The organism is Pseudomonas sp. PMCC200344, assembly GCF_030053095.1.
In the GTDB taxonomy this organism is placed as follows: domain Bacteria; phylum Pseudomonadota; class Gammaproteobacteria; order Pseudomonadales; family Pseudomonadaceae; genus Aquipseudomonas; species Aquipseudomonas svalbardensis.
On record NZ_CP125618.1, the window covers coordinates 6,222,435 to 6,244,136 of the forward strand.

Annotated in this window: 19 protein-coding genes; 6 read left to right on the top strand and 13 right to left on the bottom strand. The window is 58.8% G+C overall.

Translation table 11 applies throughout. From position 1 onward, the window contains the following. Window positions 1-11: 11 nt before the first annotated feature. The 3 genes from QFW87_RS28640 to QFW87_RS28650 are packed head-to-tail and all read right to left on the bottom strand — an operon-like array spanning window position 12 to window position 1,685. Entirely contained in the window at window positions 12-455 is a 444-nt protein-coding gene (locus tag QFW87_RS28640) for a DUF3291 domain-containing protein (RefSeq protein WP_283189411.1), read from the bottom strand. Next, on the bottom strand, window positions 455-913 hold the full coding sequence (locus QFW87_RS28645) for a VOC family protein (protein ID WP_283189412.1): 459 nt from the start codon (window positions 911-913) through the stop codon (window positions 455-457). The genes QFW87_RS28640 and QFW87_RS28645 overlap by 1 nt, the downstream gene beginning before the upstream one ends. A 22-nt stretch (window positions 914-935) precedes the next feature. After that, on the bottom strand, window positions 936-1,685 hold the full coding sequence (locus QFW87_RS28650; protein ID WP_283189413.1) for an ArpA protein: 750 nt from the start codon (window positions 1,683-1,685) through the stop codon (window positions 936-938). Between the two features lie 293 nt (window positions 1,686-1,978). Here QFW87_RS28650 and QFW87_RS28655 point away from each other — a divergent pair, with 293 nt between their 5' ends. Then, the gene (locus QFW87_RS28655) at window positions 1,979-3,472 is read left to right on the top strand and encodes a YifB family Mg chelatase-like AAA ATPase (protein WP_283189414.1); all 1,494 of its coding nucleotides are present in this window, start codon (window positions 1,979-1,981) and stop codon (window positions 3,470-3,472) included. Window positions 3,473-3,583: 111 nt separating this feature from the next. Here the strand turns inward: QFW87_RS28655 and QFW87_RS28660 are convergent, their stop codons facing one another. Further along, window positions 3,584-5,560, bottom strand: a complete 1,977-nt coding sequence (locus QFW87_RS28660; RefSeq protein WP_283189415.1) for a methyl-accepting chemotaxis protein — start codon at window positions 5,558-5,560, stop codon at window positions 3,584-3,586. A 184-nt stretch (window positions 5,561-5,744) separates the two neighbouring features. Next, entirely contained in the window at window positions 5,745-6,665 is a 921-nt protein-coding gene (locus tag QFW87_RS28665; RefSeq protein WP_283189416.1) for a LysR substrate-binding domain-containing protein, read from the bottom strand. A gap of 159 nt (window positions 6,666-6,824) precedes the next feature. Between QFW87_RS28665 and QFW87_RS28670 the strand changes: the two genes are divergently transcribed. Beyond that, a complete protein-coding gene (locus QFW87_RS28670) occupies window positions 6,825-8,222 on the top strand; it encodes a NorM family multidrug efflux MATE transporter (RefSeq protein WP_283189417.1) in 1,398 nt (465 codons plus the stop codon). Window positions 8,223-8,332: 110 nt separating this feature from the next. Here QFW87_RS28670 and QFW87_RS28675 read toward each other — a convergent pair whose 3' ends face one another. After that, window positions 8,333-10,006: a bifunctional diguanylate cyclase/phosphodiesterase gene (locus QFW87_RS28675; RefSeq protein WP_283189418.1), complete on the bottom strand. Its 1,674-nt coding sequence runs from the start codon at window positions 10,004-10,006 to the stop codon at window positions 8,333-8,335. Window positions 10,007-10,269: 263 nt separating this feature from the next. On the opposite strand from QFW87_RS28675, the gene rep reads away from it, so the two are divergent. Both rep and QFW87_RS28685 read left to right on the top strand, forming a co-directional pair. Then, on the top strand, window positions 10,270-12,279 hold the full coding sequence (gene rep / locus QFW87_RS28680; RefSeq protein ID WP_283182171.1) for a DNA helicase Rep: 2,010 nt from the start codon (window positions 10,270-10,272) through the stop codon (window positions 12,277-12,279). A 72-nt stretch (window positions 12,280-12,351) separates the two neighbouring features. Next, a complete protein-coding gene (locus QFW87_RS28685) occupies window positions 12,352-12,924 on the top strand; it encodes a xanthine phosphoribosyltransferase (protein WP_020799401.1) in 573 nt (190 codons plus the stop codon). Window positions 12,925-13,050: 126 nt separating this feature from the next. Here the strand turns inward: QFW87_RS28685 and QFW87_RS28690 are convergent, their stop codons facing one another. The 6 genes from QFW87_RS28690 to dadA all read right to left on the bottom strand — a co-directional run bounded on the left by QFW87_RS28690 (window position 13,051) and on the right by dadA (window position 19,179). Beyond that, the gene (locus tag QFW87_RS28690; protein ID WP_283189419.1) at window positions 13,051-14,973 is read right to left on the bottom strand and encodes an acetyl-CoA hydrolase/transferase C-terminal domain-containing protein; all 1,923 of its coding nucleotides are present in this window, start codon (window positions 14,971-14,973) and stop codon (window positions 13,051-13,053) included. Window positions 14,974-15,108: 135 nt separating this feature from the next. Continuing rightward, entirely contained in the window at window positions 15,109-15,534 is a 426-nt protein-coding gene (locus tag QFW87_RS28695; protein ID WP_095126930.1) for a c-type cytochrome, read from the bottom strand. A gap of 169 nt (window positions 15,535-15,703) precedes the next feature. Further along, complete coding sequence (locus QFW87_RS28700; RefSeq protein WP_008150195.1) at window positions 15,704-16,252, bottom strand: cupin domain-containing protein; 549 nt, start codon at window positions 16,250-16,252, stop codon at window positions 15,704-15,706. 127 nt (window positions 16,253-16,379) lie between these two features. Further along, window positions 16,380-17,453, bottom strand: a complete 1,074-nt coding sequence (gene alr, locus QFW87_RS28705) for an alanine racemase (protein WP_283189420.1) — start codon at window positions 17,451-17,453, stop codon at window positions 16,380-16,382. 96 nt (window positions 17,454-17,549) lie between these two features. Continuing rightward, the gene (locus QFW87_RS28710) at window positions 17,550-17,903 is read right to left on the bottom strand and encodes a RidA family protein (protein WP_008150191.1); all 354 of its coding nucleotides are present in this window, start codon (window positions 17,901-17,903) and stop codon (window positions 17,550-17,552) included. Further along, a complete protein-coding gene (gene dadA / locus QFW87_RS28715; protein ID WP_074880408.1) occupies window positions 17,875-19,179 on the bottom strand; it encodes a D-amino acid dehydrogenase in 1,305 nt (434 codons plus the stop codon). The genes QFW87_RS28710 and dadA overlap by 29 nt, the downstream gene beginning before the upstream one ends. A 157-nt stretch (window positions 19,180-19,336) precedes the next feature. Here dadA and QFW87_RS28720 point away from each other — a divergent pair, with 157 nt between their 5' ends. Beyond that, window positions 19,337-19,825, top strand: coding sequence for an Lrp/AsnC ligand binding domain-containing protein (locus tag QFW87_RS28720; protein WP_003177284.1), 489 nt, complete (start codon window positions 19,337-19,339; stop codon window positions 19,823-19,825). A gap of 43 nt (window positions 19,826-19,868) precedes the next feature. On the opposite strand, the gene QFW87_RS28725 is transcribed toward QFW87_RS28720, so the two are convergent. Beyond that, window positions 19,869-20,222: a YkgJ family cysteine cluster protein gene (locus tag QFW87_RS28725; RefSeq protein WP_007947437.1), complete on the bottom strand. Its 354-nt coding sequence runs from the start codon at window positions 20,220-20,222 to the stop codon at window positions 19,869-19,871. A 147-nt stretch (window positions 20,223-20,369) separates the two neighbouring features. Here QFW87_RS28725 and QFW87_RS28730 point away from each other — a divergent pair, with 147 nt between their 5' ends. Next, entirely contained in the window at window positions 20,370-21,683 is a 1,314-nt protein-coding gene (locus tag QFW87_RS28730) for an FAD-binding oxidoreductase (protein WP_283182174.1), read from the top strand. The last annotated feature ends 19 nt before the right edge of the window (window positions 21,684-21,702 follow it).

Sequence of the window (21,702 nt, forward strand, 5' to 3'; positions counted from 1 at the left end):
TTTCAATATCCTCAGTAAATAACGATTGGCAGTGCACTGGACTTGAGATCAAACGCTTGATGCGAAGGCCCGAGTTCGTAAAGGATCTGCATCTTCTGATGTGCCTCACTCAGCGTCGGTATATGCCCTTCTTCCACCCACCACATCACGACTCGCGGTTTGGTGATTGGTATGAACCATTCACCGCCGCGTTTTCTGAATTCGTTATGAGGTGTCTTGTACAAAAAGTCCTTTAACGCTTCGGGACTTTTCCATAATGAAAGCGTGTACAGATATCCCTCTCCCCATAACTCATCCAGCAACGCCTGATCTTCATTCAATTCACGCCAGATAAAGCCGGGATGTTGTTCTGCAAGGTTGTTGACGTATCGAACAGACTCATAGAATCCGGTCATCAGAGGGTTATCTTTTCGATAACGCGGTTGCACAAGGTCAAACTGCGCCAGGACCGCCATTAATTGTGCTCCCACATTTGCACTTCAATGATGTTTCGATCAGGGTCGCGCACATACACAAATGTACAGACCCCAACACCGTCGATTACCTGGCTGACCAGTTTGCCGAGCATCCAGCCACCCGCCCTTATTACTTTCGAGCAGGTGTCGTCTATATTAGAAACTTCGAATGCCAGATGAGTCAGGCCTTTTGAGTTGGCGTATGCCACTTCCCGCTCTCGATTTTCGATGTACTGGAAGATCTCCAGAGTCGGCCCCTCGGGTCCGTAACCCGGCAGTTGCAAATGCACACCTTCGAGTTGGGCATTTTCAACGCCCGCGCCCCCGGAAACGTTGACCCCAGACAGATACCGTACGGGGCCGACCTGTTCGCAACCAAACACATCCGAATAAAATCTGGCGATCTTTTTCCAATCAGATGCAATAAGATTAGTGTGGGTATATTTAACTGTATTCATTATCAACAGTCCGACTTCATGATCAATCGCGGAAGACGAAAGTCTCGTGCTCAACATGACGATCAACGTCGCGAGCGCGCTCCCACGTTGTATTCAGAATGATCCTGTGGACATCTTGAGTCAGGGGTTTTACTCGGTGCAAGGTAGTATCGGCCTTGAGCAAATAGACGTCACCGGTCATATGGAAATAGGAGTCGATGGTATTTTCTACCAACAGGTTTTCAATTCTGGAGTTCTTCTTGTCCCAATTGGTATGCGGGACACACTCAAGCAAACCGCCGCTCTCGATGCTCGGAGCCTCGACAATCCAGATAATGGTGTAAGGGTAATCACCCCAATGCCAGCCATGGGTATCGCCCGACTTGTGCTGGCTGTTGATAATGTAGTTATCCCACTTCCAAGGCGTCGGGATGACCTCTTCCTTGACAATATTGGCGATCAAGCTCATCAGGTATTTCGAGTTGTAGGCCAGCGAAATGTACTTTCCGAACTCCTCGATATTGTCTCGACTTACATTACTCAAATAGCGCGGTGTATTGCCGGTAGACTCGATGAGGAAATCACGACGCTTGGCGTGGTTAGCCATGAGGAACTTCACATCGGCCATGATTGAATCGCGGACCAGAGGGTCAACCAGATGATTTATTTTCAAATAGCCGTCGCGTGCAAATCGGTGCTGTTCCCAGAAAAAGTCGCGCTCTTTATAGGGGTCACTGTCAAGAATTTCCAAGTGCGATTGATCAACACCCATAACATCCAGGTTCGCAGACATAATTAATTCCTTTTACGTTAGTTGGCAACATTAACAATTTGTTGCGGCACCAATGATCCTATCCAGCTTTCGAAGTGGGATAAACACGAGCAACGGAACTACTGTCATTCGTGAAATGAAGTAATACAACTCGCGGGCCAATGGCCAGCGTCGATGCTGGTCGTATAAATCGCGAAGAATAATCAGCAACATCCTGAGGTATATCCAGCGAGCGAATTACCGGCAAACCGACAACCTCGATCTATGCTTTTTGAACCGCAGGAAGCGGTTCCCGTAAAGCTCAAGGAACGATCATGTCCCTCTCCATCGTCCACAGCCGCGCCCAGATTGGTGTGGATGCGCCTGCCGTTACCGTTGAAGTCCATCTGGCCAACGGATTGCCATCGCTGACGATGGTTGGTTTGCCGGAAGCGGCGGTGAAGGAAAGCAAGGACCGGGTGCGCAGTGCGATCATCAATTCGGGCCTGCAATTTCCGGCGCGGCGAATCACGTTGAATCTGGCCCCTGCGGATTTGCCAAAAGACGGCGGACGCTTTGATCTGGCGATTGCCTTGGGCATTCTGTCAGCCAGCGTGCAGGTGCCGACGTTGACGCTCGATGACATCGAATGCCTGGGAGAACTGGCATTGTCAGGCGCGGTGCGTGCCGTGCGGGGCGTGCTGCCGGCGGCACTGGCTGCGCGCAAGGCCGGGCGTTCGCTGATGGTGCCGAGGGCGAACGCCGAGGAAGCCTGCCTCGCGTCCGGGCTGAAGGTATTTGCTGTCGATCACTTGCTGGAAGCGGTCGCGCATTTCAATGGTCACACGCCGGTCGAGCCCTATATCTCCAATGGCTTGCTCTACGCCAGCAAACCCTATCCCGACCTGAATGAAGTGCAGGGGCAAATCTCGGCCAAGCGTGCCTTGCTGATTGCCGCAGCTGGAGCGCATAACCTGCTGTTCAGCGGACCGCCGGGCACGGGTAAAACACTCCTGGCGAGTCGTTTGCCTGGGTTGCTGCCTCCGTTGGCCGAACATGAGGCGCTGGAAGTTGCGGCCATTCAATCCGTCACCAGTTGCGTGCCGTTGAGCCATTGGCCACAGCGCCCGTTTCGCCAGCCGCATCATTCGGCGTCGGGCCCGGCATTAGTGGGCGGTGGATCGAAACCACAACCTGGCGAAATCACCCTCGCCCATCACGGCGTTCTGTTTCTTGACGAACTTCCGGAGTTTGATCGCAAGGTGCTGGAGGTATTGAGAGAACCGCTGGAATCCGGGCATATCGTGATTTCCCGCGCCAAGGATCGTGTGCGGTTTCCGGCGCGATTCCAGTTGGTTGCAGCCATGAATCCGTGCCCCTGTGGGTATCTTGGCGAACCCAGTGGCAAATGCAGTTGTACACCGGACATGGTCCAGCGTTATCGCAACAAATTGTCGGGGCCGCTGTTGGATCGCATCGACCTTCACCTGACCGTTGCCCGGGAAGCCACGGCGTTGAATCCTGCGCTCAAACCCGGAGATGACACGGCAACCGCCGCGCTGCTGGTCGCCGACGCCAGGGAGCGCCAACACAAGCGCCAAGGCTGCGCAAATGCCTTCCTTGATCTGCCGGGACTGCGCCGGCACTGCAAGTTATCCACCACCGACGAAACCTGGCTGGAAACTGCGTGTGAGCGACTGACACTGTCGCTGAGGTCGGCGCATCGGCTGCTGAAGGTAGCGCGGACGCTGGCCGACCTTGAGCAAGTCGATGCCATTACCCGGGAACACCTCGCCGAAGCGTTGCAGTATCGACCATCGACTCAGTAAGTGAGTAAACGAGTCGCTCCCCTTCGCGAGCAGGATCGCCGCCTCAAGAATGGTGGTCAACCAATCTCTGTGGGAGCGTGGCTTGCCCGCGAAGGCGGCTTCGAAGACGCCTCAACGAAACCGGTCGACCTCCGCTCGCAACTCCGCAGCCAGGCTTTCCAGCTCTTTAGCCGTGACGGCCAGATTCGATACCACTTCACGCTGCTCGCTGTTGGCCAGCGCAATGCTCTGCAGATTGCTGCTGAGCAATGTCGCGGTGCTGCTCTGCTCCTGCGTCGCCGTGGTAATCGCAGCGAATTGCTGACCGGCCGAGCGGCTTTGCTCATCGATCCGCGCCAAGGCCGAAGCCACGTTGGCGTTGCGCGACAGGCCTTCCTGCATCAACAGGTTACCCTGCTCCATGGTGCTGATGGCGTTACCGGTTTCTTGCTGAATGCTTTGGATCATGCCGGAAATTTCGTTGGTCGCTTCGCGAGTGCGTGAGGCCAGGTTACGAACTTCATCGGCCACGACGGCAAAACCACGCCCCTGCTCACCGGCACGAGCGGCTTCGATGGCGGCGTTGAGCGCTAGCAGGTTGGTTTGATCGGCAATCGAGGTAATCACACCGACAATGCCGCCGATTTCCTGGGAGCGCTGACCCAAGGTATTGATCACCGTCGCCGTGCTGTTCAGCGCGCCAGCGATTTGCTCCAGGGACGTGGACGCTTCGTCCATCGACGTACGACCGATCTGGGTTTGCTGTGCGTTTTCTTGAGCTAGACGCTGAGTGCTGCCCATGTTGTCGGCAATGTTCAGGGAGGTGGCGCTGAACTCTTCCACGGCGCCGGCCATGCTAGTGATTTCGCCCGACTGCTGCTCCATCCCTTCATAGGCGCCGCCGGAAAGACCGGACAAGGCCTGGGCGCGGCTGTTGACCTCTTGCGAAGCTTTGCGGATGTGCTCAACCATGGTCGACAAAGCTTGGCTCATCTGGTTGAAAGCGCGGGCCAGCTGACCGATCTCATCGTTGCTCGACACGTTCAGCCGCACGCTCAAATCACCGGCCCCCAAGGCTTCAGCCTGACGCACCAGATCACCCAGCGGCGCGAGTTTGCTGCGCAGCAACCAGACCGCCGAACCCACAGCGATCAACATCGCCAACAGACTGCCAATCGCCAACTGAATCCCGACACTCCAGGTCACGGCCCGAATTTCGGTTTTCGGCATGCTCGCCACCACCGACCACGGCCCGCCTTCAAACGGCACGGCAATGCTGTAGAAATCTTCGGACTTGTCGCTCCAGAACTCGCCCTTGCCCGGCGTTTTCGCCAAGCCAACGATGGTCGGAGTCGCCTGATCCAGCGCTTGTACGCCCGCGATCGGCACCAGCCATTTGCTTTGCTCATCGAGAAGCGCCAGGGAACCGGTCTGGCCGATACGGAAGCGCTTGAGGTTGGCGAACTGCGCGTTCTGCGCGTCGGTGTAGTCGAATCCTACGAACAGAACAGCAATCACCTTACCGCCGCTGTCACGTACGGGGGTGTACTGAGTCATGTAGGAGCGTTCGAACAGCAAGGCGCGACCGACGTAGGCCTGCCCCGCCATCAAGCGCGCATAGGCCGGGTTCGCGTGATCGAGCAGCGTGCCGATGGCTCGGGTGCCGTCCTGTTTGCTCAAGGACGTGCTGACCCGAATGAAGTCTTCGCCGCTGCGCACAAACACCGTCGCAACGCCGGCGGTCATTTGCTTGAACTCGTCCACTTCCTTGAAGTTGTTGTTCAGCACTTCACTGCCCAGGTGCAGGCCCGGCGTCTGCGCGCCCGCTACCGCCACCGGTTCATCCGGGTGCACGCTCAAACCGGCGCTGAAGCGCTTCTCGAACAGACCGCTCAGACGCTGGGTGCTTTCACGCAACGTGCCGTGAAAGGTGCTCAACTGATCGGCCAGCAACCGGGCTTCACTGGCCAGGTGCTCTTCGCGGGTGGCCAGGTTGGCGGTGTCCAGCGAACGCAGGGCGAACACGGTACTGCCGCTGATGACAATCGCCAGTATCACGGCAAGCGCAAGACCAAGCTGTGAGGCGATCCGGGCACGAGGTTGAGACATGACAGCTCCTGGCCGAGCGACCTGATCCTCCTTGATCTGGCTGCACACTCAGCAAAATTCTAATAAATGGGAATTGCGTCGAACCTGCACGAAGGTTCCACCTGCATTTTCGGCGGAAAATCAGAATACTTGAGTAATTAGCCGGGATATGGCTCAAGGCCGCCATTGCGGCGGCTCTATCGATTCAGCTCAGGCGCTCGACATCGGGTAATTCCATTGCCCGAACCTCGCCTTGCAGGAAATCGCTGAGCCTGCGCAAACGTTCACCTCCGGGACGGGTTTTGGGCCAGACCATGTAATATTTCTCACCGCTGGCGACGGCCGTCGGCCACGGCAGACTCAGACGTCCCTGAGCCACATCTTCCGCCACCATCAGCAGATCGCCCATGGACACGCCATAACCTCGGGCGGCGGCGATCATGCCCAGTTCCAGCGTGTCGAACACCTGCCCGCCCTTAAGCGACACCTGATCCGCCAGCCCCATGCGTTCCAGCCAACTGCGCCAGTCGCGACGATCCGGCGTCGGGTGCAGCAGTTCGGCATTGGCCAGCCGTGCGACATCCCACGGTTGATCCTGCAGAAGATTCGGCGCGCCGACTGGAATCAGCTCTTCCGGGAACAGGAAACTCGCCTCCCAGTCCGGCGGAAAATGCCCGTTGCTGAGGATGACGGCGCAGTCGAACGGTTCATGGTTGAAGTCCACCGAGTCGACGTCCATCCAGGCGCTGGTCAATTGCACCTCGTTGCCCGGTTGCAGGTGCCGAAAGCGGCTGAGCCGTGCCAGCAGCCAACGCATGGTCAGGGTCGACGGCGCTTTCATGCGCAGGATGTCATCTTCGGCGCGCAACGTATTGCAGGCCCGCTCCAGGGCGGTGAAGCCTTCGCGAATGCCGGGCAGGATCAAGCGCGCCGACTCGGTCAGTTGCAGATTGCGCCCACTGCGGTGAAACAGCCGACAGGCAAAATGCTCTTCGAGCGTACGAATATGCCGACTGACCGCGCTTTGGGTAATCGATAATTCTTCGGCCGCACGGGTAAACGAGCTGTGCCGCGCCGCCGCTTCGAATGCGCGCAGGGCATACAAGGGAGGAAGACGACGGGACATTCGGAAAGCTCCTATAGCGGGATTCGGTCACCCTAGCAGAAACTCTCCAGCATGAGTTTTAATCATGCAACCCATCCTTTTTATCCCTTTGTGCAAACCCCGTAGAGCGCCGAGAATCGACGCTTTCCTGTCCCTCTTTAATTGTCGAGCGTGATGACCATGCAGCATCCAGCACGTACCGAACTCTGGGCCATCCTGCGGCTGGCGGGGCCGTTGATTGCCTCGCAGTTGGCGCACATGCTGATGGTCCTCACCGACACCTTGATGATGGCGCGCCTGAGTCCAGAGGCGCTGGCCGGTGGCGGTCTGGGCGCAGCAACTTACTCGTTCGTGTCGATCTTCTGCATTGGCGTGATCGCCGCGGTCGGCACCCTCGTGGCTATTCGTCAGGGTGCCGGTGACATCGTCGGCGCCGCCAGGCTGACCCAGGCCGGGTTATGGCTGGCGTGGTTGATGGCGCTGGTGGCCGGGCTGCTGCTGTGGAACCTCAAACCGGTGTTGCTGCTGTTCGGCCAGACCGAAACCAACGTCCACGCAGCCGGGCAGTTCCTGTTGATCCTGCCGTTCGCCCTGCCCGGCTACCTGAGCTTCATGGCCTTGCGCGGCTTCACCAGCGCCATTGGCCGGGCAACACCGGTGATGGTCATCAGCCTCGGCGGCACCGTGGCCAACTTCCTGCTCAATTACGCATTGATTACCGGCATGTTCGGTCTGCCAAAACTGGGGTTGATGGGCATCGGACTGGTTACCGCTGTTGTCGCCAACTGCATGGCGCTGGCGCTGGCCTGGCACATCCGCCGGCATCCGGTCTACGACGCTTATCCCTTGCGTCAGGGCTTGTCGCGGCCCAACCGTCAGTACCTTAAGGAGCTGTGGCGCCTGGGCCTGCCGATTGGTGGCACCTACGCGGTGGAAGTCGGACTGTTTGCGTTCGCCGCGCTGTGCATGGGCACTATGGGCAGTACGCAAATGGGCGCACACCAGATCGCCCTGCAAATCGTCTCGGTAGCGTTCATGGTTCCGGCGGGGATTTCCTATGCGATCACCATGCGCATCGGGCAGCACTACGGCGCAGGGCAGCTACTGAATGCACGGCTGGCCGGACGGGTCGGCATCGCTTTTGGCGCGGCAGCGATGCTTGCCTTCGCCATGGTCTTCTGGTTGCTGCCGAATCAGTTGATCGGTTTGTTCCTGGACCACAACGACCCGGCGTTTCGCGACGTCATCAACCTGGCCGTGAGCCTGTTGGCGGTCGCCGCGTGGTTCGAGCTGTTCGACGGCACGCAAACCATTGCCATGGGTTGCATTCGCGGACTCAAGGATGCCAAGACCACGTTCCTGGTAGGTTTGGGCTGCTATTGGCTGATTGGCGCGCCGGCCGCCTGGTGGATGGCCTTCCATTTGAATTGGGGGCCAACGGGTGTCTGGTGGGGATTGGCGCTGGGGTTGGCGTGCGCGGCGGTGAGCCTGACGTTGGCGTTTGAGTGGAAGATGAAGCGGATGATTCGGCGGGAGCTTTCGCCACAGCAGCGTTTCGAAGTCCCTCAGCCAGACTGAGATCCCCTGTGGGAGCGAGCCTGCTCGCGAAAAGGCCGTGTCAGTTAACATTGATGTCGACTGATACACCGCTTTCGCGAGCAGGCTCGCTCCCACATTTTTTTCCGTGTTTAAACCACGATTTCCAGCGCCCACTGCTGACTGCTTCCAAAGGTCAAGTATTCAACCAGCTCCCCCAGCGGCAATGGCTTGCTGATCAAATATCCCTGCACCTGCTCGCAACCAAACCCGCGCAACAGATCCAGTTGCTCCGGCGTTTCTACGCCTTCGGCGACCACTTCAAGATTGAGGTTGTGCGCCAGATTGATCATCGCGTGGACCAGTTTGCGATTCTCTTCGCGCTGTTCCATGCCGCCGACAAAGCTCTTGTCGATCTTCAATAAGGCAATCGGCAGGCTGTTGAGGTGCACGAACGACGAGAAACCGGTGCCGAAGTCGTCGAGGGAGAAGCGCACACCCAGACGCCCCAGGGCATCCATGGTCTGTTTGACCAGATCGCTGCGGCGCATCACCGCGGTTTCAGTCAGTTCGAATTCCAGCCATTGCGCCTCGACACCACGCTCGGCAATCAACCGACTCAACGTAGAGAGTAACTGGCTGTCCTGAAACTGCCGGAACGACAGGTTGATCGCCATGTGCAACGCCGGCAAACCCCGTTCGCGCAACGCTTGCATGTCGCGCAAGGCCCGGGAAATCACCCAGTAACCCAGCGGCACGATCAAACCGCTCTGCTCGGCCAGCGGCACGAATTCGCTGGGTGGCAGCAAGCCGCGCTCGCCATGACGCCAGCGCACCAAGGCTTCGAGGCCGACGATCTGACCGTCCTCGAGGTTCAGGCGTGGCTGGTAATGCAGTTCCAGTTCATCCCGGCGCAACGCCCGGCGCAGCTCGCTTTCGAGGTCGGCCATGCTGCGGGCATTGCGATTGATGCGTTCGTTGAAGATGTGAAAGGTACAGCCCTGAGTGCTTTTGGCTTGTTGCATGGCGATGTGCGCGTGCCACATCAGCGGGTCGGCGCCGGCCTGGGCCCGGGCGTGGGCAATACCGAGGCTGGAACCGATCAACAGGCTTTCGCCGTCGACCCAGTAAGGCTCGGCCAGCGCTTCGGTAATGCGCTCGGCCATCCATTCGGCGCGCTGAGGCGCGCGGCGGGTGTCGATCAGCAGGGCGAACTCATCACTGCCCAGTCGAGCCAGTTGATCGCCGGCCTCAAGCTGGCTTTTCAGCCGCGCGACCACTTGCAGGATCAACCGGTCACCGGCCTGGTGGCCGAGGGCATCGTTGGCGTGACGGAAGTTATCGAGATCGAGGTGACCGAGGGCCAGGCCGCGGCCGTCGTTTTCCGCCAGGCGTGCCGCCAGCAAGGTCTGGAAACCCTGGCGATTGGCGATGCCGGTGAGCGGGTCTTGCTCAGCCAGGCGCTGCAGGGTGTTTTCCAGCACACCACGCTCGCGCACATGCCGCAAGCACCGGCGCAACATGCCGGGATCAAGGTGATCGCGTACCAGCCAGTCGCTCACCCCATCGGGCGGCGCCAGTGGTTCGTGCTCGAGCAGCAATACCGTCGGCAGGCTGCAACGGCCAGGTAGAGGTTGAAGCGCTGGAATCGTCAACAACACCGCGCTGCGGTTGTCATCGAACAGACTGCTGACCGACTCCCAGCTCGGCGCGCTGATCAGCACGGTCGAGCTCCCCATTGGAGCCAGACACTCGCGCAACAACGCTGCCCACGCTGGCTCTTCGGCCAGTAGCAGCAAACGCAAGGGTTCGACAGGCGTAGACAAGCTAGCTCCCTAGACTCTGCAAAGATGGAGGCGGCGGGCATTATGCAGCGCCGGTAACCAATGACCAAATGACCTCGGTTATCAAACGCGGCTTTGTATCCGGAATTACGAACATTAGACGCAAACTCACCGCGCATCCTGCGTGAAAGTATCAAAACCGGCAAATATAGATAGCGTGCTGCGTCACAAGTCGGAGAGAGCAGCACAATTCGCTGAGCCTGTTAAAATGCCGGCCCATTTCGCAAACGACTCCCTGATTTCGTATGTCCCGACTCAATCCCCGGCAGCAAGAAGCCGTGAGCTACGTCGGCGGCCCTCTTTTGGTGCTCGCCGGCGCAGGCTCCGGCAAGACCAGCGTGATCACGCGCAAGATCGCCCACTTGATCCAGAATTGCGGCATCCGCGCCCAGTACATCGTCGCCATGACCTTTACCAACAAGGCCGCGCGGGAGATGAAGGAACGGGTTGGCACCTTGCTCAAGGGCGGCGAAGGCCGCGGCCTGACGGTCTGCACCTTCCACAATCTGGGCCTGAACATCATCCGCAAGGAACACGTGCGGCTGGGCTACAAGCCAGGTTTCTCGATCTTCGACGAGACCGACGTCAAAGCCTTGATGACCGACATCATGCAGAAGGAATACTCGGGCGACGACGGCGTCGACGAGATCAAGAACATGATCGGCTCGTGGAAGAACGACCTGATCCTGCCGCCCGAAGCCCTGGAAAACGCACGCAACCCCAAGGAACAGACTGCCGCCATCGTCTACACCCACTATCAGCGCACGCTCAAGGCGTTCAACGCGGTGGACTTCGACGACCTGATCCTGCAGCCGGTGAAGCTGTTCCAGGAACACCCCGACATCCTCGAAAAATGGCAGAACAAAGTCCGCTACCTGCTGGTGGACGAATATCAGGACACCAACGCCAGCCAGTATTTGCTGGTGAAGCTGCTCATCGGCATACGCAACCAGTTCACCGTGGTGGGCGATGACGACCAGTCGATTTATGCCTGGCGCGGAGCCCGTCCTGAAAACCTGATGCTGCTCAAGGACGATTACCCGTCCCTGAAAGTGGTAATGCTGGAGCAAAACTATCGCTCCACCAGCCGAATTCTGCGTTGCGCCAACGTGCTGATCTCGAACAACCCGCACGAATTCGAAAAGCAGCTGTGGAGCGAGATGGGCCACGGCGACGAGATCCGCGTGATCCGTTGCCGCAACGAAGACGCCGAAGCCGAGCGCGTGGCCGTGGAACTGCTGACCCTGCACTTGCGCACGGATCGGCCATACAGCGATTTCGCGATTCTGTACCGCGGTAACTACCAGGCCAAGCTGATCGAGTTGAAGCTGCAACACCACCAGATTCCGTATCGACTTTCCGGCGGCAACAGCTTTTTCGGACGTCAGGAAGTGAAAGATCTGATGGCCTACTTCCGCCTGATCGTAAACCCGGACGACGACAACGCCTTCCTGCGGGTGATCAACGTCCCACGCCGGGAGATCGGTTCGACCACGCTGGAAAAGCTCGGCAACTACGCCACCGAACGCAAAATCTCGATGTACGCCGCCACCGACGAAATCGGTCTGGGCGAACATCTGGATACGCGCTTCACCGATCGACTGTCGCGCTTCAAGCGCTTCATGGACAAGGTCCGCGAGCAATGCGCCGGCGAAGACCCGATCTCGGCGCTGCGTAGCATGGTCATGGACATCGACTACGAGAACTGGCTGCGCACCAACAGCTCCAGCGACAAGGCCGCCGACTACCGCATGGGTAACGTCTGGTTCCTGATCGAGGCGTTGAAGAACACCCTCGAAAAAGACGAAGAAGGCGAGATGACCGTCGAAGACGCCATCGGCAAACTCGTCCTGCGCGACATGCTGGAACGTCAGCAGGAAGAGGAAGACGGCGCCGAGGGTGTGCAGATGATGACCCTGCACGCCTCCAAGGGGCTGGAATTCCCCTACGTGTTCATCATGGGCATGGAAGAGGAAATCCTCCCGCACCGTTCCAGCATCGAAGCCGACACCATCGAAGAAGAACGTCGGCTGGCCTACGTCGGAATTACCCGAGCGCGTCAGACGCTGGCCTTCACCTTCGCCGCCAAGCGTAAGCAATACGGCGAGATCATCGATTGCGCGCCGAGCCGCTTTCTTGATGAACTGCCGCCGGACGACCTGGCTTGGGAAGGCAACGACGACACGCCCGTTGAAGTCAAAGCTGTTCGCGGTAATACCGCATTGGCGGATATACGCGCGATGTTAAAGCGCTAGAATTGCCTACTTTTTAACCGAGCACTTTTTTACGAGCTTGGCGCACACAAGGCGCCAAAAGAGGAAAGCTTCATGGAAGCACTGCACAAGAAAATTCGCGAAGAAGGCATCGTGCTTTCCGACCAGGTCCTGAAAGTCGACGCCTTTCTGAACCACCAGATCGACCCGGCCCTGATGAAGCTGATCGGCGACGAATTCGCCACGCTGTTCAAGGATTCGGGCATCACCAAGATCGTCACCATCGAAGCCTCGGGTATTGCTCCGGCAATCATGACCGGTCTGAACCTCGGAGTACCGGTGATTTTTGCGCGCAAGCATCAATCCCTGACCCTGACCGAAAACCTGCTGTCGGCGACCGTTTACTCGTTCACCAAGCAGACCGAAAGCACCGTGGCGATTTCCCCGCGCCACCTGACCAGCAGCGACCGCGTGCTGATCATCGATGACTTTTTGGCCAACGGTAAGGCGTCGCAAGCGCTGATCTCGATCATCAAACAGGCCGGCGCTACCGTCGCGGGTCTGGGTATCGTGATCGAGAAGTCGTTCCAGGGCGGCCGCGCGGAACTGGATGCTCAGGGTTATCGCGTTGAATCCCTGGCTCGCGTTCAGTCGCTGGCTGGCGGCGTCGTAACCTTCATCGAATAACGCCACGCTGCACATCCCTGTGGGAGCGAGCCTGCTCGCGATGAGGCCATAACATTCAACATCATTGTTGGCTGTTACACCGCCATCGCGAGCAGGCTCGCTCCCACAGTTGATTTCGGCTGGCTGTTACTGTGCGGTGGCCTTCAGGCCGGTGAGCAATAGCCGCTGAAACAAATCCTCTTTCAGCCCTTCCGGTTTCGTCAGCTGCATCCGTTCCAGATGTTCGGGAAACGATGATGGTTCTGGTGCATCAAGCGCTGCCTTGCCCAGTTCCAGAATCTCCGTGAGCTTGAACTTGCTCTTCAACCAGTTCAGCGCCCGCAATAGATCTTTCTCCTCAGCGGTGAAATCACACCCCAACGGATACTCCGGAAACAACTGCGGATGCCGCGCCTGAATGGCCTGCAAGCGCTGCGGACTGTTGTCGGAAAACCGTGGATCAATACGGAAATTCTTCGGCAACTTGCCAACGGCCTGAGCCTGCTCGATCAACCCCGGCTGGAAACGTGAGTCACTGATGTTCAGCAACGCCTCGATCACCGCCGCATCGGTCTTGCCCCGCAGATCGGCGATACCGTACTCGGTGACCGCGATGTCTCGCAGGTGTCGCGGGATCGTGCAATGGCCGTACTCCCACACGATGTTCGAACTGACCTCACCGCCCGACTCGCGCCAGCTGCGCAGGAGCAGCACCGAACGCGCGCCTTCCAGCGCATGACCCTGGGCGACGAAGTTGTATTGCCCACCGACACCGCTGAGTACTCGCCCGTCTTCGAGCTGATCGGCCACGCCTGCACCCAGCAAGGTCATGGTGAACACAGTGTTGATGAAGCGTGCATCGAGGCGCTGCAAGCGTTTGAGTTCTTCCTGACCGTAGAGCTCGTTGATGTAGCTGATGCGGGTCATATTGAATTCGAGCCGCTTGCTTTGCGGCAACTCGCGCAGGCGCTCATAGAAACTGCGCGGCCCAAGGAAGAAACCGCCATGCACCGAGATGCCGTCAGTCTGCGCGGCTTCGTCCAGCGTGCCGGCATTCGCTTGTTGCTGGGTCGGCACATCGGGGTAGACCTTGCGCCGCACAATCCCGGCGTCGGCCAGCACCAGCAAACCGTTGACGAGCATTTCGCTGCAACCGTACAAACCCTTGGCGAACGGTTCGACGCCACCTTCGCGGTCGATCAACTGCGCCCACTGACTCAGATTCACCTCCGCCAGCAACGCCTTGTAACCGTCATTGTCGGCCTGCCGTGCCAGCAGCGCAGCGGTCAGGGCATCACCCATGGCGCCGATGCCGATCTGCAAGGTGCCGCCGTCGCGCACCAGCGTGCTGGCGTGCAGCCCGATGAAGTGATCCTGAAAACCCACCGGCATGTTCGGCGTGGAGAACAGCGTGGTGCTGTCCTTCTCGTCGATCAGCAGGTCGAAAACGTCCATGCCGACTTCCGCGTCCCCCGGCATGTACGGCAAATCGTTGTGCACTTGGCCCACCAGTAGGATCGTCTCTCCCGCCGCCCTACGCTTGGCGATCATCGGGAACAGGTCGAGGGTGATGTCCGGGTTGCAGCTCAGGCTCAGGCGGTCGGGATGCTCGCTGTGGCTCGCCACCAATTGCGCCACCAGGTTCAATCCGGCGGCGTTGATGTCTCGAGCGGCGTGGCTGTAATTGCTGCTGACGTAATCCTGCTGGGCCTGTGCGCTGTGAAGCAGGCTGCCGGGCTGCATGAAGAATTGCTGAACATGGATGTTGGACGGCAGGCTGTCGCGATGCAGGTCGGCCAGGAAATCCAGTTCCGGATAATCGCCGAAAACCCGCTCGATGAAGGGTTCAAGGAAGCGCTTTTGCAAGCCGTCGCCCAAGGAAGGACGGCCCAGGCACAGCGCGGTGTAGATCGTCAGCTGCCGCTCGGGCAACTGCGCGATGCGTTGAAACAGCGCGTTGACAAAGTGGTTGGGTTTGCCCAGACCGAGGGGCAGGCCCATGTGGATATGCGCCGGCAACCGTGCCAAGACGTCATCGACCGCTTGCTCGATAGAACACAGCTGTACCATCTGATCCTCCCTTACATTCCGTGAATTGGGGTTGGAACGAGCTTGCCGGGTCTTTGCTGCAATGAACAGTCTCAGGCGTAAATCGCAGGCACAAAAAAACCGCTCGACAGCGGTTTTTTTGATGAAGATGAAGGCTTATTTCAGGCCGGACATCTTCTGGATGGCGCCCTTGAGATCGCCATCAGAGCAATCGGCGCAGGTGCCTTTCGGTGGCATCGCGTTGACGCCGGAGATTGCTTTCGCCAGCAAGCCGTCAAGGCCGCCTTCTTTCTTGGCGCGCTCGCCCCAGGCTGCAGCATCACCGACTTTCGGTGCGCCCAACAAGCCGGTGCCGTGGCAAGCGTTGCAATGTTTTGCAATCACTGAGTCAGGGGTCTTGGCATCACCACCACCCGCAGAAGCAGCGACTTCCATCCCCTTGCACTCTTTACCCTGAACGCAAACCTGGCCAACTGGCTCAAGGCGTTTAGCAATATCGTCGTTGGTCGCAGCTTGTGCGCTGACTGCCCAAAGGGCCAATACGGTTGCTGGTACGGCCAGCATTTTCATAATTAGATTCACGCGTTCACCCTCAATGGTGGCTAGTCACGCCCACGGCCACGGTTCGCAGGCGGGCGCAAGTATAACGGTAAGCCCGCCACACTGAAACAACCCTAAAGTCGGAGGGGTCTTATGCGTGGCGGAAAAACAACTCGGGCACCTCCGCAATGCTGGCGGGACGCCTCTTTTCTTAGAAATTCGCTGGAGTAGCTGCGCTGATTAGTCGCGCCGGCGCATCGAACGGATTACGGAAACGGTGCGGCTTGGTACTTTCAAAGTAGTAGCTGTCGCCGGCTTCGAGCACAAAAGTTTCAAGCCCCACCACCAGTTCAAGTCGACCTTCGAGCAAAATCCCGGTTTCCTCGCCCTCATGGGTGAGCATCTCGTCACCGGTGTCGGCGCCTGGCGGGTAGATTTCGTTGAGGAACGCGATGGCCCGGCTCGGATGAGCCCTGCCGACCAGTTTCATGGTCACTGCGCCATCGGAAATATCGATCAGCTCGTTGGCTTTGTAGACGATCTGAGTCGGTTTTTCCTGCAGGATCTCTTCGGAAAAGAACTCGACCATGGACATGGGAATCCCGCCCAGTACCTTCCTCAGCGAACTGATCGAGGGGCTGACACTGTTCTTCTCGATCATCGAAATGGTGCTGTTGGTGACGCCCGCGCGTTTGGCGAGTTCACGCTGGGAAAGTCCTTTGAGCTTACGGATGGATTGCAGTCGTTCACCGACGTCCAATGCTGGAGCCTCCAGGGATTCAGGTTGTTGGAATATTGAGCGATATCATGGCGACAGCGTTCAGTATTTACAACACTTGGACCTGAATCCTGTTCGGTGAAGCGACTTTCGGTCGGGACGCTTTGACCTAAGCCCCGGAATAGAGCATTGGCACCCGACGCAGGTTGCAGAAGATCTGGTAAGGAATCGTGCCCGCGGCCGCGGCCACGTCACTGGCGAGGATATTTTTGCCCCACAACTCGACGGTAGAACCGAGGCCGGCTTGCGGCACATCGGTCAGGTCGATGCAGAGCATGTCCATCGACACCCGGCCAATCAATTGGCTGCGCTGCCCGGCAACCATCACGGGCGTACCGGTCGGTGCCTGACGTGGGTAGCCGTCGGCGTAACCCATGGCCACCACGCCCACGCGCATTGGTTTCTGGGTGATGAATTTGGCGCCGTAACCGATAGGCTCGCCGGCCGGCAGTTCACGCACGCAAATCACTTTCGATGCGAGGGTCATCACCGGTTGCAGGCGGGACGCCACGGCATTGGCTTCTTCAAACGGGGTTGCGCCGTAGAGCATGATGCCCGGGCGAACCCAATCACTCGGAATCTGTGGCCAACCGAGCACTGCCGGCGAGTTACGCAGGCTGACCTCAGCCGACAAGCCCTGACGCGCCGCTTCAAACACGGCAACCTGCTCGGCACTGGCCTGACTGTGCAGCTCATCGGCCCGGGCGAAGTGGCTCATCAGAACAATCTTCGCCACCTTGCCGCTGGCCAGCAGCCGTTGATAGGCCGCCTGATAATCCTTTGGATGCAAGCCAACCCGATGCATGCCCGAATCGAGCTTGAGCCAGACCGTGATCGGCTTGCTCAGTGCCGCGTTCTCGATGGCTTCGAGCTGCCACAGCGAATGCACCACACACCAAAAGTCATGCTCGACGATCAGCGATAGCTCATCGGCCTCGAAAAAACCTTCCAGCAACAACACCGGCGCACGAATGCCCGCGGCTCGAAGCTCCAACGCTTCTTCGATGCAAGCCACGGCAAACCCGTCCGCCTCGGCTTCCAGCGCCTGGGCGCAACGCACCGCGCCATGACCGTAGGCATCGGCCTTGATCACCGCGAGGGCCTTGGCCCCCGTGACTTCACGGGCGATTTGGTAGTTGTGACGCAGGGCTTGAAGGTCGATCAGGGCACGGGCTGGACGCATGGCGGCAGACTTCTAGGCGGTCATGGGAAGAAAAACCGGCGCTGGCTGACGGCGTGAACCGCCAGTAGCACCGGGAGAGGGATCTTTCTGACGGGTTTATGGCAGAGCGGCGACAACCGACAGCTCAACCAGGATTTCCGGTTCGCACAACTTCGATTCAACGGTGGCACGGGCCGGTGCGACGCCTTTTGGCAGCCACTTGTCCCAGACCGCGTTCATGCCTTCAAAGTGTGCATCAATGTCTTTCAAGTAAATCGTCACCGACAGCAAACGGCTCTTGTCGGTCCCGGCCAGATCCAGCAAACGCTCGATGTTGGCAAGCGTTTCACGGGTCTGCTGTTCAATCCCGGCGTTCATATCGTCGCCGACCTGCCCTGCCAGATACACGGTACCGCTGTGGACTACGATCTGGCTCATGCGCTCATTGGTGAGCTGGCGCTGGATTGACATGTTTTGCAGACTCCTGAAGTTTTTTTCCATAACGGGAAATATCGAGGCCTTCGGCGCTGATTTGCGGCGTTTTCTTCGCCATCAGGTCAGCCAGCAAGCGACCGGAACCGCATGCCATGGTCCAGCCGAGCGTGCCATGACCCGTGTTCAAAAACAGATTGCTGAACGGCGTAGCACCCACGATCGGCGTGCCGTCAGGGGTGGTCGGACGCAGACCGGTCCAGAAACTCGCCTGGGCCAGATCGCCGCCCTGAGGATAGAGGTCGTTGACGATCATCTCCAGGGTTTCACGCCGACGCGGGTTCAGCGACAGGTCAAAACCGGCTATTTCAGCCATGCCACCGACGCGGATGCGGTTGTCGAAACGGGTAATCGCGACCTTGTAGGTCTCGTCGAGAATAGTCGAAGTCGGGGCCATCGCCGGGTTGGTGATCGGCACAGTCAAGGAATAACCCTTGAGCGGATACACCGGCGCCTTGATGCCCAGCGGCTTGAGCAGTTGCGGCGAGTAGCTGCCCAGGGCCAGCACGTAGCGATCAGCGGTTTCCAGCTTGCCGTCGATCCAGACGCCGTTGATGCGATCACCGGCGTAGTCGAGGCGCTGAATGTCCTGGTCGAAGCGGAATTCCACACCCAGTTTGGTAGCCATTTCGACCAGGCGGGTGGTGAACATCTGGCAATCGCCGGTCTGGTCGTTCGGCAGGCGCAGGGCACCGGCGAGGATGTCGGTGACGCTGGCCAGCGCCGGCTCAACGCGGGCAATGCCGGCGCGGTCGAGCAGTTCGAACGGCACGCCGGACTCTTTCAGCACGGCAATGTCTTTCCACGCGCCATCAAGTTGAGCCTGGGTGCGGAACAATTGGGTAGTACCGAGGCTGCGGCCTTCGTAGGCAATGCCGGTTTCAGCGCGCAATTCGTCGAGGCAGTCACGGCTGTACTCGGACAGGCGGACCATGCGCTCCTTGTTCACTGCATACCGGCTGGCGGTGCAGTTACGCAGCATCTGCGCCATCCACAGGTATTGGTCGATGTCGGCGGTGGCCTTGATCGCCAGCGGTGCGTGCCGCTGCAACAGCCACTTGATGGCTTTAAGCGGAACACCCGGCGCAGCCCACGGCGAGGCATAACCCGGCGACACCTGCCCGGCGTTGGCGAAACTGGTCTCCATGGCAGCGGCCGGCTGACGGTCCACGACCACCACTTCAAACCCGGCACGCGCCAGATAGTAAGCACTGGTGGTACCGATGACGCCGCTACCCAAGACCATAACGCGCATTTTCATATCCCTCATCGCGGCTTGCCGCTGACGTTCGTAGTTGTCGAGCATTGATGTGCGCAGTTTAAAAAAGATTAGGCAGTGCTTTTCACTATATAAGTGCCTATATTTGGCGAGAATTCTCGGCAAAAACGCTTTTCACGGAGGCGCATCCCCTATGCGTACCAACACTCAGACCAAACGTGAGCTGGACAAGATCGACCGCAACATCCTGCGGATCCTGCAAGCGGACGGACGCATCTCCTTCACCGAGCTGGGGGAAAAGGTCGGGCTCTCGACCACGCCGTGTACCGAGCGGGTCCGGCGGCTGGAGCGCGAAGGGATCATCATGGGCTACAACGCCCGGCTCAATCCGCAGCACCTCAAGGGTAGTCTTCTGGTATTCGTCGAGATCAGCCTCGACTACAAATCCGGCGATACTTTCGAAGAGTTCCGACGCGCGGTCCTGAAGCTTCCCCACGTGCTGGAGTGCCATTTGGTGTCAGGGGATTTCGACTATCTGGTGAAAGCGCGGATTTCCGAGATGGCCTCGTACCGCAAACTGCTGGGCGACATCCTGCTCAAGCTGCCGCATGTGCGCGAATCCAAGAGCTATATCGTGATGGAAGAGGTGAAAGAGAGTTTGAGCCTGCCGATTCCGGATTGAAATATTCGTCGCCTGCTCGCGAAGGCAGGCGACTCGGTCTTCCTTAAACGAGGACCTGCCGCGTTGAAGCCATGTACTCATGAATCTGCTTCTCGACCCGCGGATGAATCAGCTCCACCGGCCCCCGCCCATTCGGGCACGGCAAGGTCTTGGTGGTGCCGAACAACCGACAGATCAATGGCCGCTCGTCATACACAGTGCAGCCGTTGGGTCCGAGGTGAACGCAATTGAGCTCATCCATCGCAGCGTCCTGCTCGGCCCGGGTCTTGCGCGGCAGGCGGGACATTTCTTCCGGTGAGGTGGTCACCGGCCCACAGCAGTCATGGCAGCCGGGCACGCATTCGAACGAGGGAATTTGCTGCCGTAGCGTGCGAATTTTCTGACTGTTGCAGCTCATCGAAGCGGTAACCAAAAGCGGAATAGAGCGGGATTCTGCCGCAAAAGCCCCGATCCAGACAGCACCAACCGACCAGTGTTGCCCGTGTTCGAAGGTCCGGCTTATGCTCCGTAAAATTTTCTAAACACAAGAATCAGGAACACGCACATGAATGCCCGTGCTCAGCAACCTGCCCAGAACCACCAGCACCCTGCTTCTTACTACGCCGCCAGCAGCCTGCCGCAGCCCGATCATCCGGTGCTCACTGGCGACCTGGTGGCTGACGTGTGCGTGGTCGGTGGCGGGTTCTCCGGGTTGAATACGGCGCTCGAACTGGCCGAACGCGGCTTTAGTGTGATCTTGCTCGAAGCCCACAAAATCGGTTGGGGCGCCAGCGGACGCAATGGCGGGCAGTTGATTCGTGGCGTCGGCCATGGCCTCGATCAGTTCGCTAACGTGGTCGGTGCGGACGGCGTGCGTCAGATGAAACTCATGGGCCTGGAAGCGGTGGAAATCGTCCGACAGCGCGTCGAGCGTTTTCAGATCCCTTGCGACTTGACTTGGGGCTATTGCGACCTGGCGAACAAGCCCCGGGACCTCGAAGGTTTTGCCGAAGACGCCGAAGAGCTGCGCAGTCTCGGTTACCGTTACGAAACCCGTCTGCTGCAAGCCAGTGAAATGCATTCCGTTGTGGGTTCCGACCGCTACGTCGGCGGATTGATCGATATGGGCTCAGGGCATCTGCACCCGCTGAATCTGGCACTGGGCGAAGCGGCTGCGGCCCAGCAGCTCGGGGTGAAGCTGTTCGAACAATCGGCAGTCACCCGCATCGATTATGGCCCCGAGGTCAAGGTCTACACCGCCCAAGGTTCGGTCCGCGCCAAGACGCTGGTGCTGGGCTGCAACGCCTACCTCAATGAACTTAATCCCGAACTCAGCGGCAAGGTGCTACCCGCCGGCAGCTACATCATCGCCACCGAACCCTTGAGTGAAGCGCTGGCACACTCGCTACTGCCGCAGAACATGGCGGTCTGCGATCAACGGGTGGCACTGGATTACTATCGGCTCTCGGCGGACCGACGCTTGCTGTTTGGCGGCGCCTGTCACTATTCAGGTCGCGACCCGAAGGACATCGCCGCCTACATGCGGCCGAAGATGCTGGAGGTTTTCCCGCAACTGGCCGGTGTGAAGATCGACTATCAATGGGGCGGGATGATCGGCATCGGCGCCAACCGTCTGCCGCAGATCGGCCGGCTCAAGGATCAGGCGAATGTGTATTACGCCCAGGCTTATTCCGGTCATGGCGTGAATGCCACGCACCTCGCGGGGATGTTGTTGGCTGAGGCTATCAGTGGTCAGCAGAGTGGAGGGTTCGATCTGTTTGCCAAGGTGCCGCATATCACGTTCCCTGGCGGTAAGCATTTGCGCTCGCCGTTGTTGGCGTTGGGGATGTTGTGGCATCGGCTTAAAGAGTTGGTCTGAACCTGATTAAGCGACATAT

Bases quoted from the DNA above. Each gene is read 5' to 3' on its own strand.
- dadA (WP_074880408.1), bottom strand. From the start codon at position 19,179: ATGCGCGTTATGGTCTTGGGTAGCGGCGTCATCGGTACCACCAGTGCT.
- QFW87_RS28670 (WP_283189417.1), top strand. From the start codon at position 6,825: ATGCAGCATCCAGCACGTACCGAACTCTGGGCCATCCTGCGGCTGGCG.
- QFW87_RS28640 (WP_283189411.1), bottom strand. From the start codon at position 455: ATGGCGGTCCTGGCGCAGTTTGACCTTGTGCAACCGCGTTATCGAAAA.
- QFW87_RS28690 (WP_283189419.1), bottom strand. From the start codon at position 14,973: ATGGTACAGCTGTGTTCTATCGAGCAAGCGGTCGATGACGTCTTGGCA.
- QFW87_RS28655 (WP_283189414.1), top strand. From the start codon at position 1,979: ATGTCCCTCTCCATCGTCCACAGCCGCGCCCAGATTGGTGTGGATGCG.
- alr (WP_283189420.1), bottom strand. From the start codon at position 17,453: ATGCGTCCAGCCCGTGCCCTGATCGACCTTCAAGCCCTGCGTCACAAC.
- QFW87_RS28645 (WP_283189412.1), bottom strand. From the start codon at position 913: ATGAATACAGTTAAATATACCCACACTAATCTTATTGCATCTGATTGG.
- rep (WP_283182171.1), top strand. From the start codon at position 10,270: ATGTCCCGACTCAATCCCCGGCAGCAAGAAGCCGTGAGCTACGTCGGC.
- QFW87_RS28720 (WP_003177284.1), top strand. From the start codon at position 19,337: ATGCGTACCAACACTCAGACCAAACGTGAGCTGGACAAGATCGACCGC.
- QFW87_RS28685 (WP_020799401.1), top strand. From the start codon at position 12,352: ATGGAAGCACTGCACAAGAAAATTCGCGAAGAAGGCATCGTGCTTTCC.
- QFW87_RS28650 (WP_283189413.1), bottom strand. From the start codon at position 1,685: ATGTCTGCGAACCTGGATGTTATGGGTGTTGATCAATCGCACTTGGAA.
- QFW87_RS28730 (WP_283182174.1), top strand. From the start codon at position 20,370: ATGAATGCCCGTGCTCAGCAACCTGCCCAGAACCACCAGCACCCTGCT.
- QFW87_RS28665 (WP_283189416.1), bottom strand. From the start codon at position 6,665: ATGTCCCGTCGTCTTCCTCCCTTGTATGCCCTGCGCGCATTCGAAGCG.
- QFW87_RS28660 (WP_283189415.1), bottom strand. From the start codon at position 5,560: ATGTCTCAACCTCGTGCCCGGATCGCCTCACAGCTTGGTCTTGCGCTT.
- QFW87_RS28725 (WP_007947437.1), bottom strand. From the start codon at position 20,222: ATGAGCTGCAACAGTCAGAAAATTCGCACGCTACGGCAGCAAATTCCC.
- QFW87_RS28710 (WP_008150191.1), bottom strand. From the start codon at position 17,903: ATGTCAATCCAGCGCCAGCTCACCAATGAGCGCATGAGCCAGATCGTA.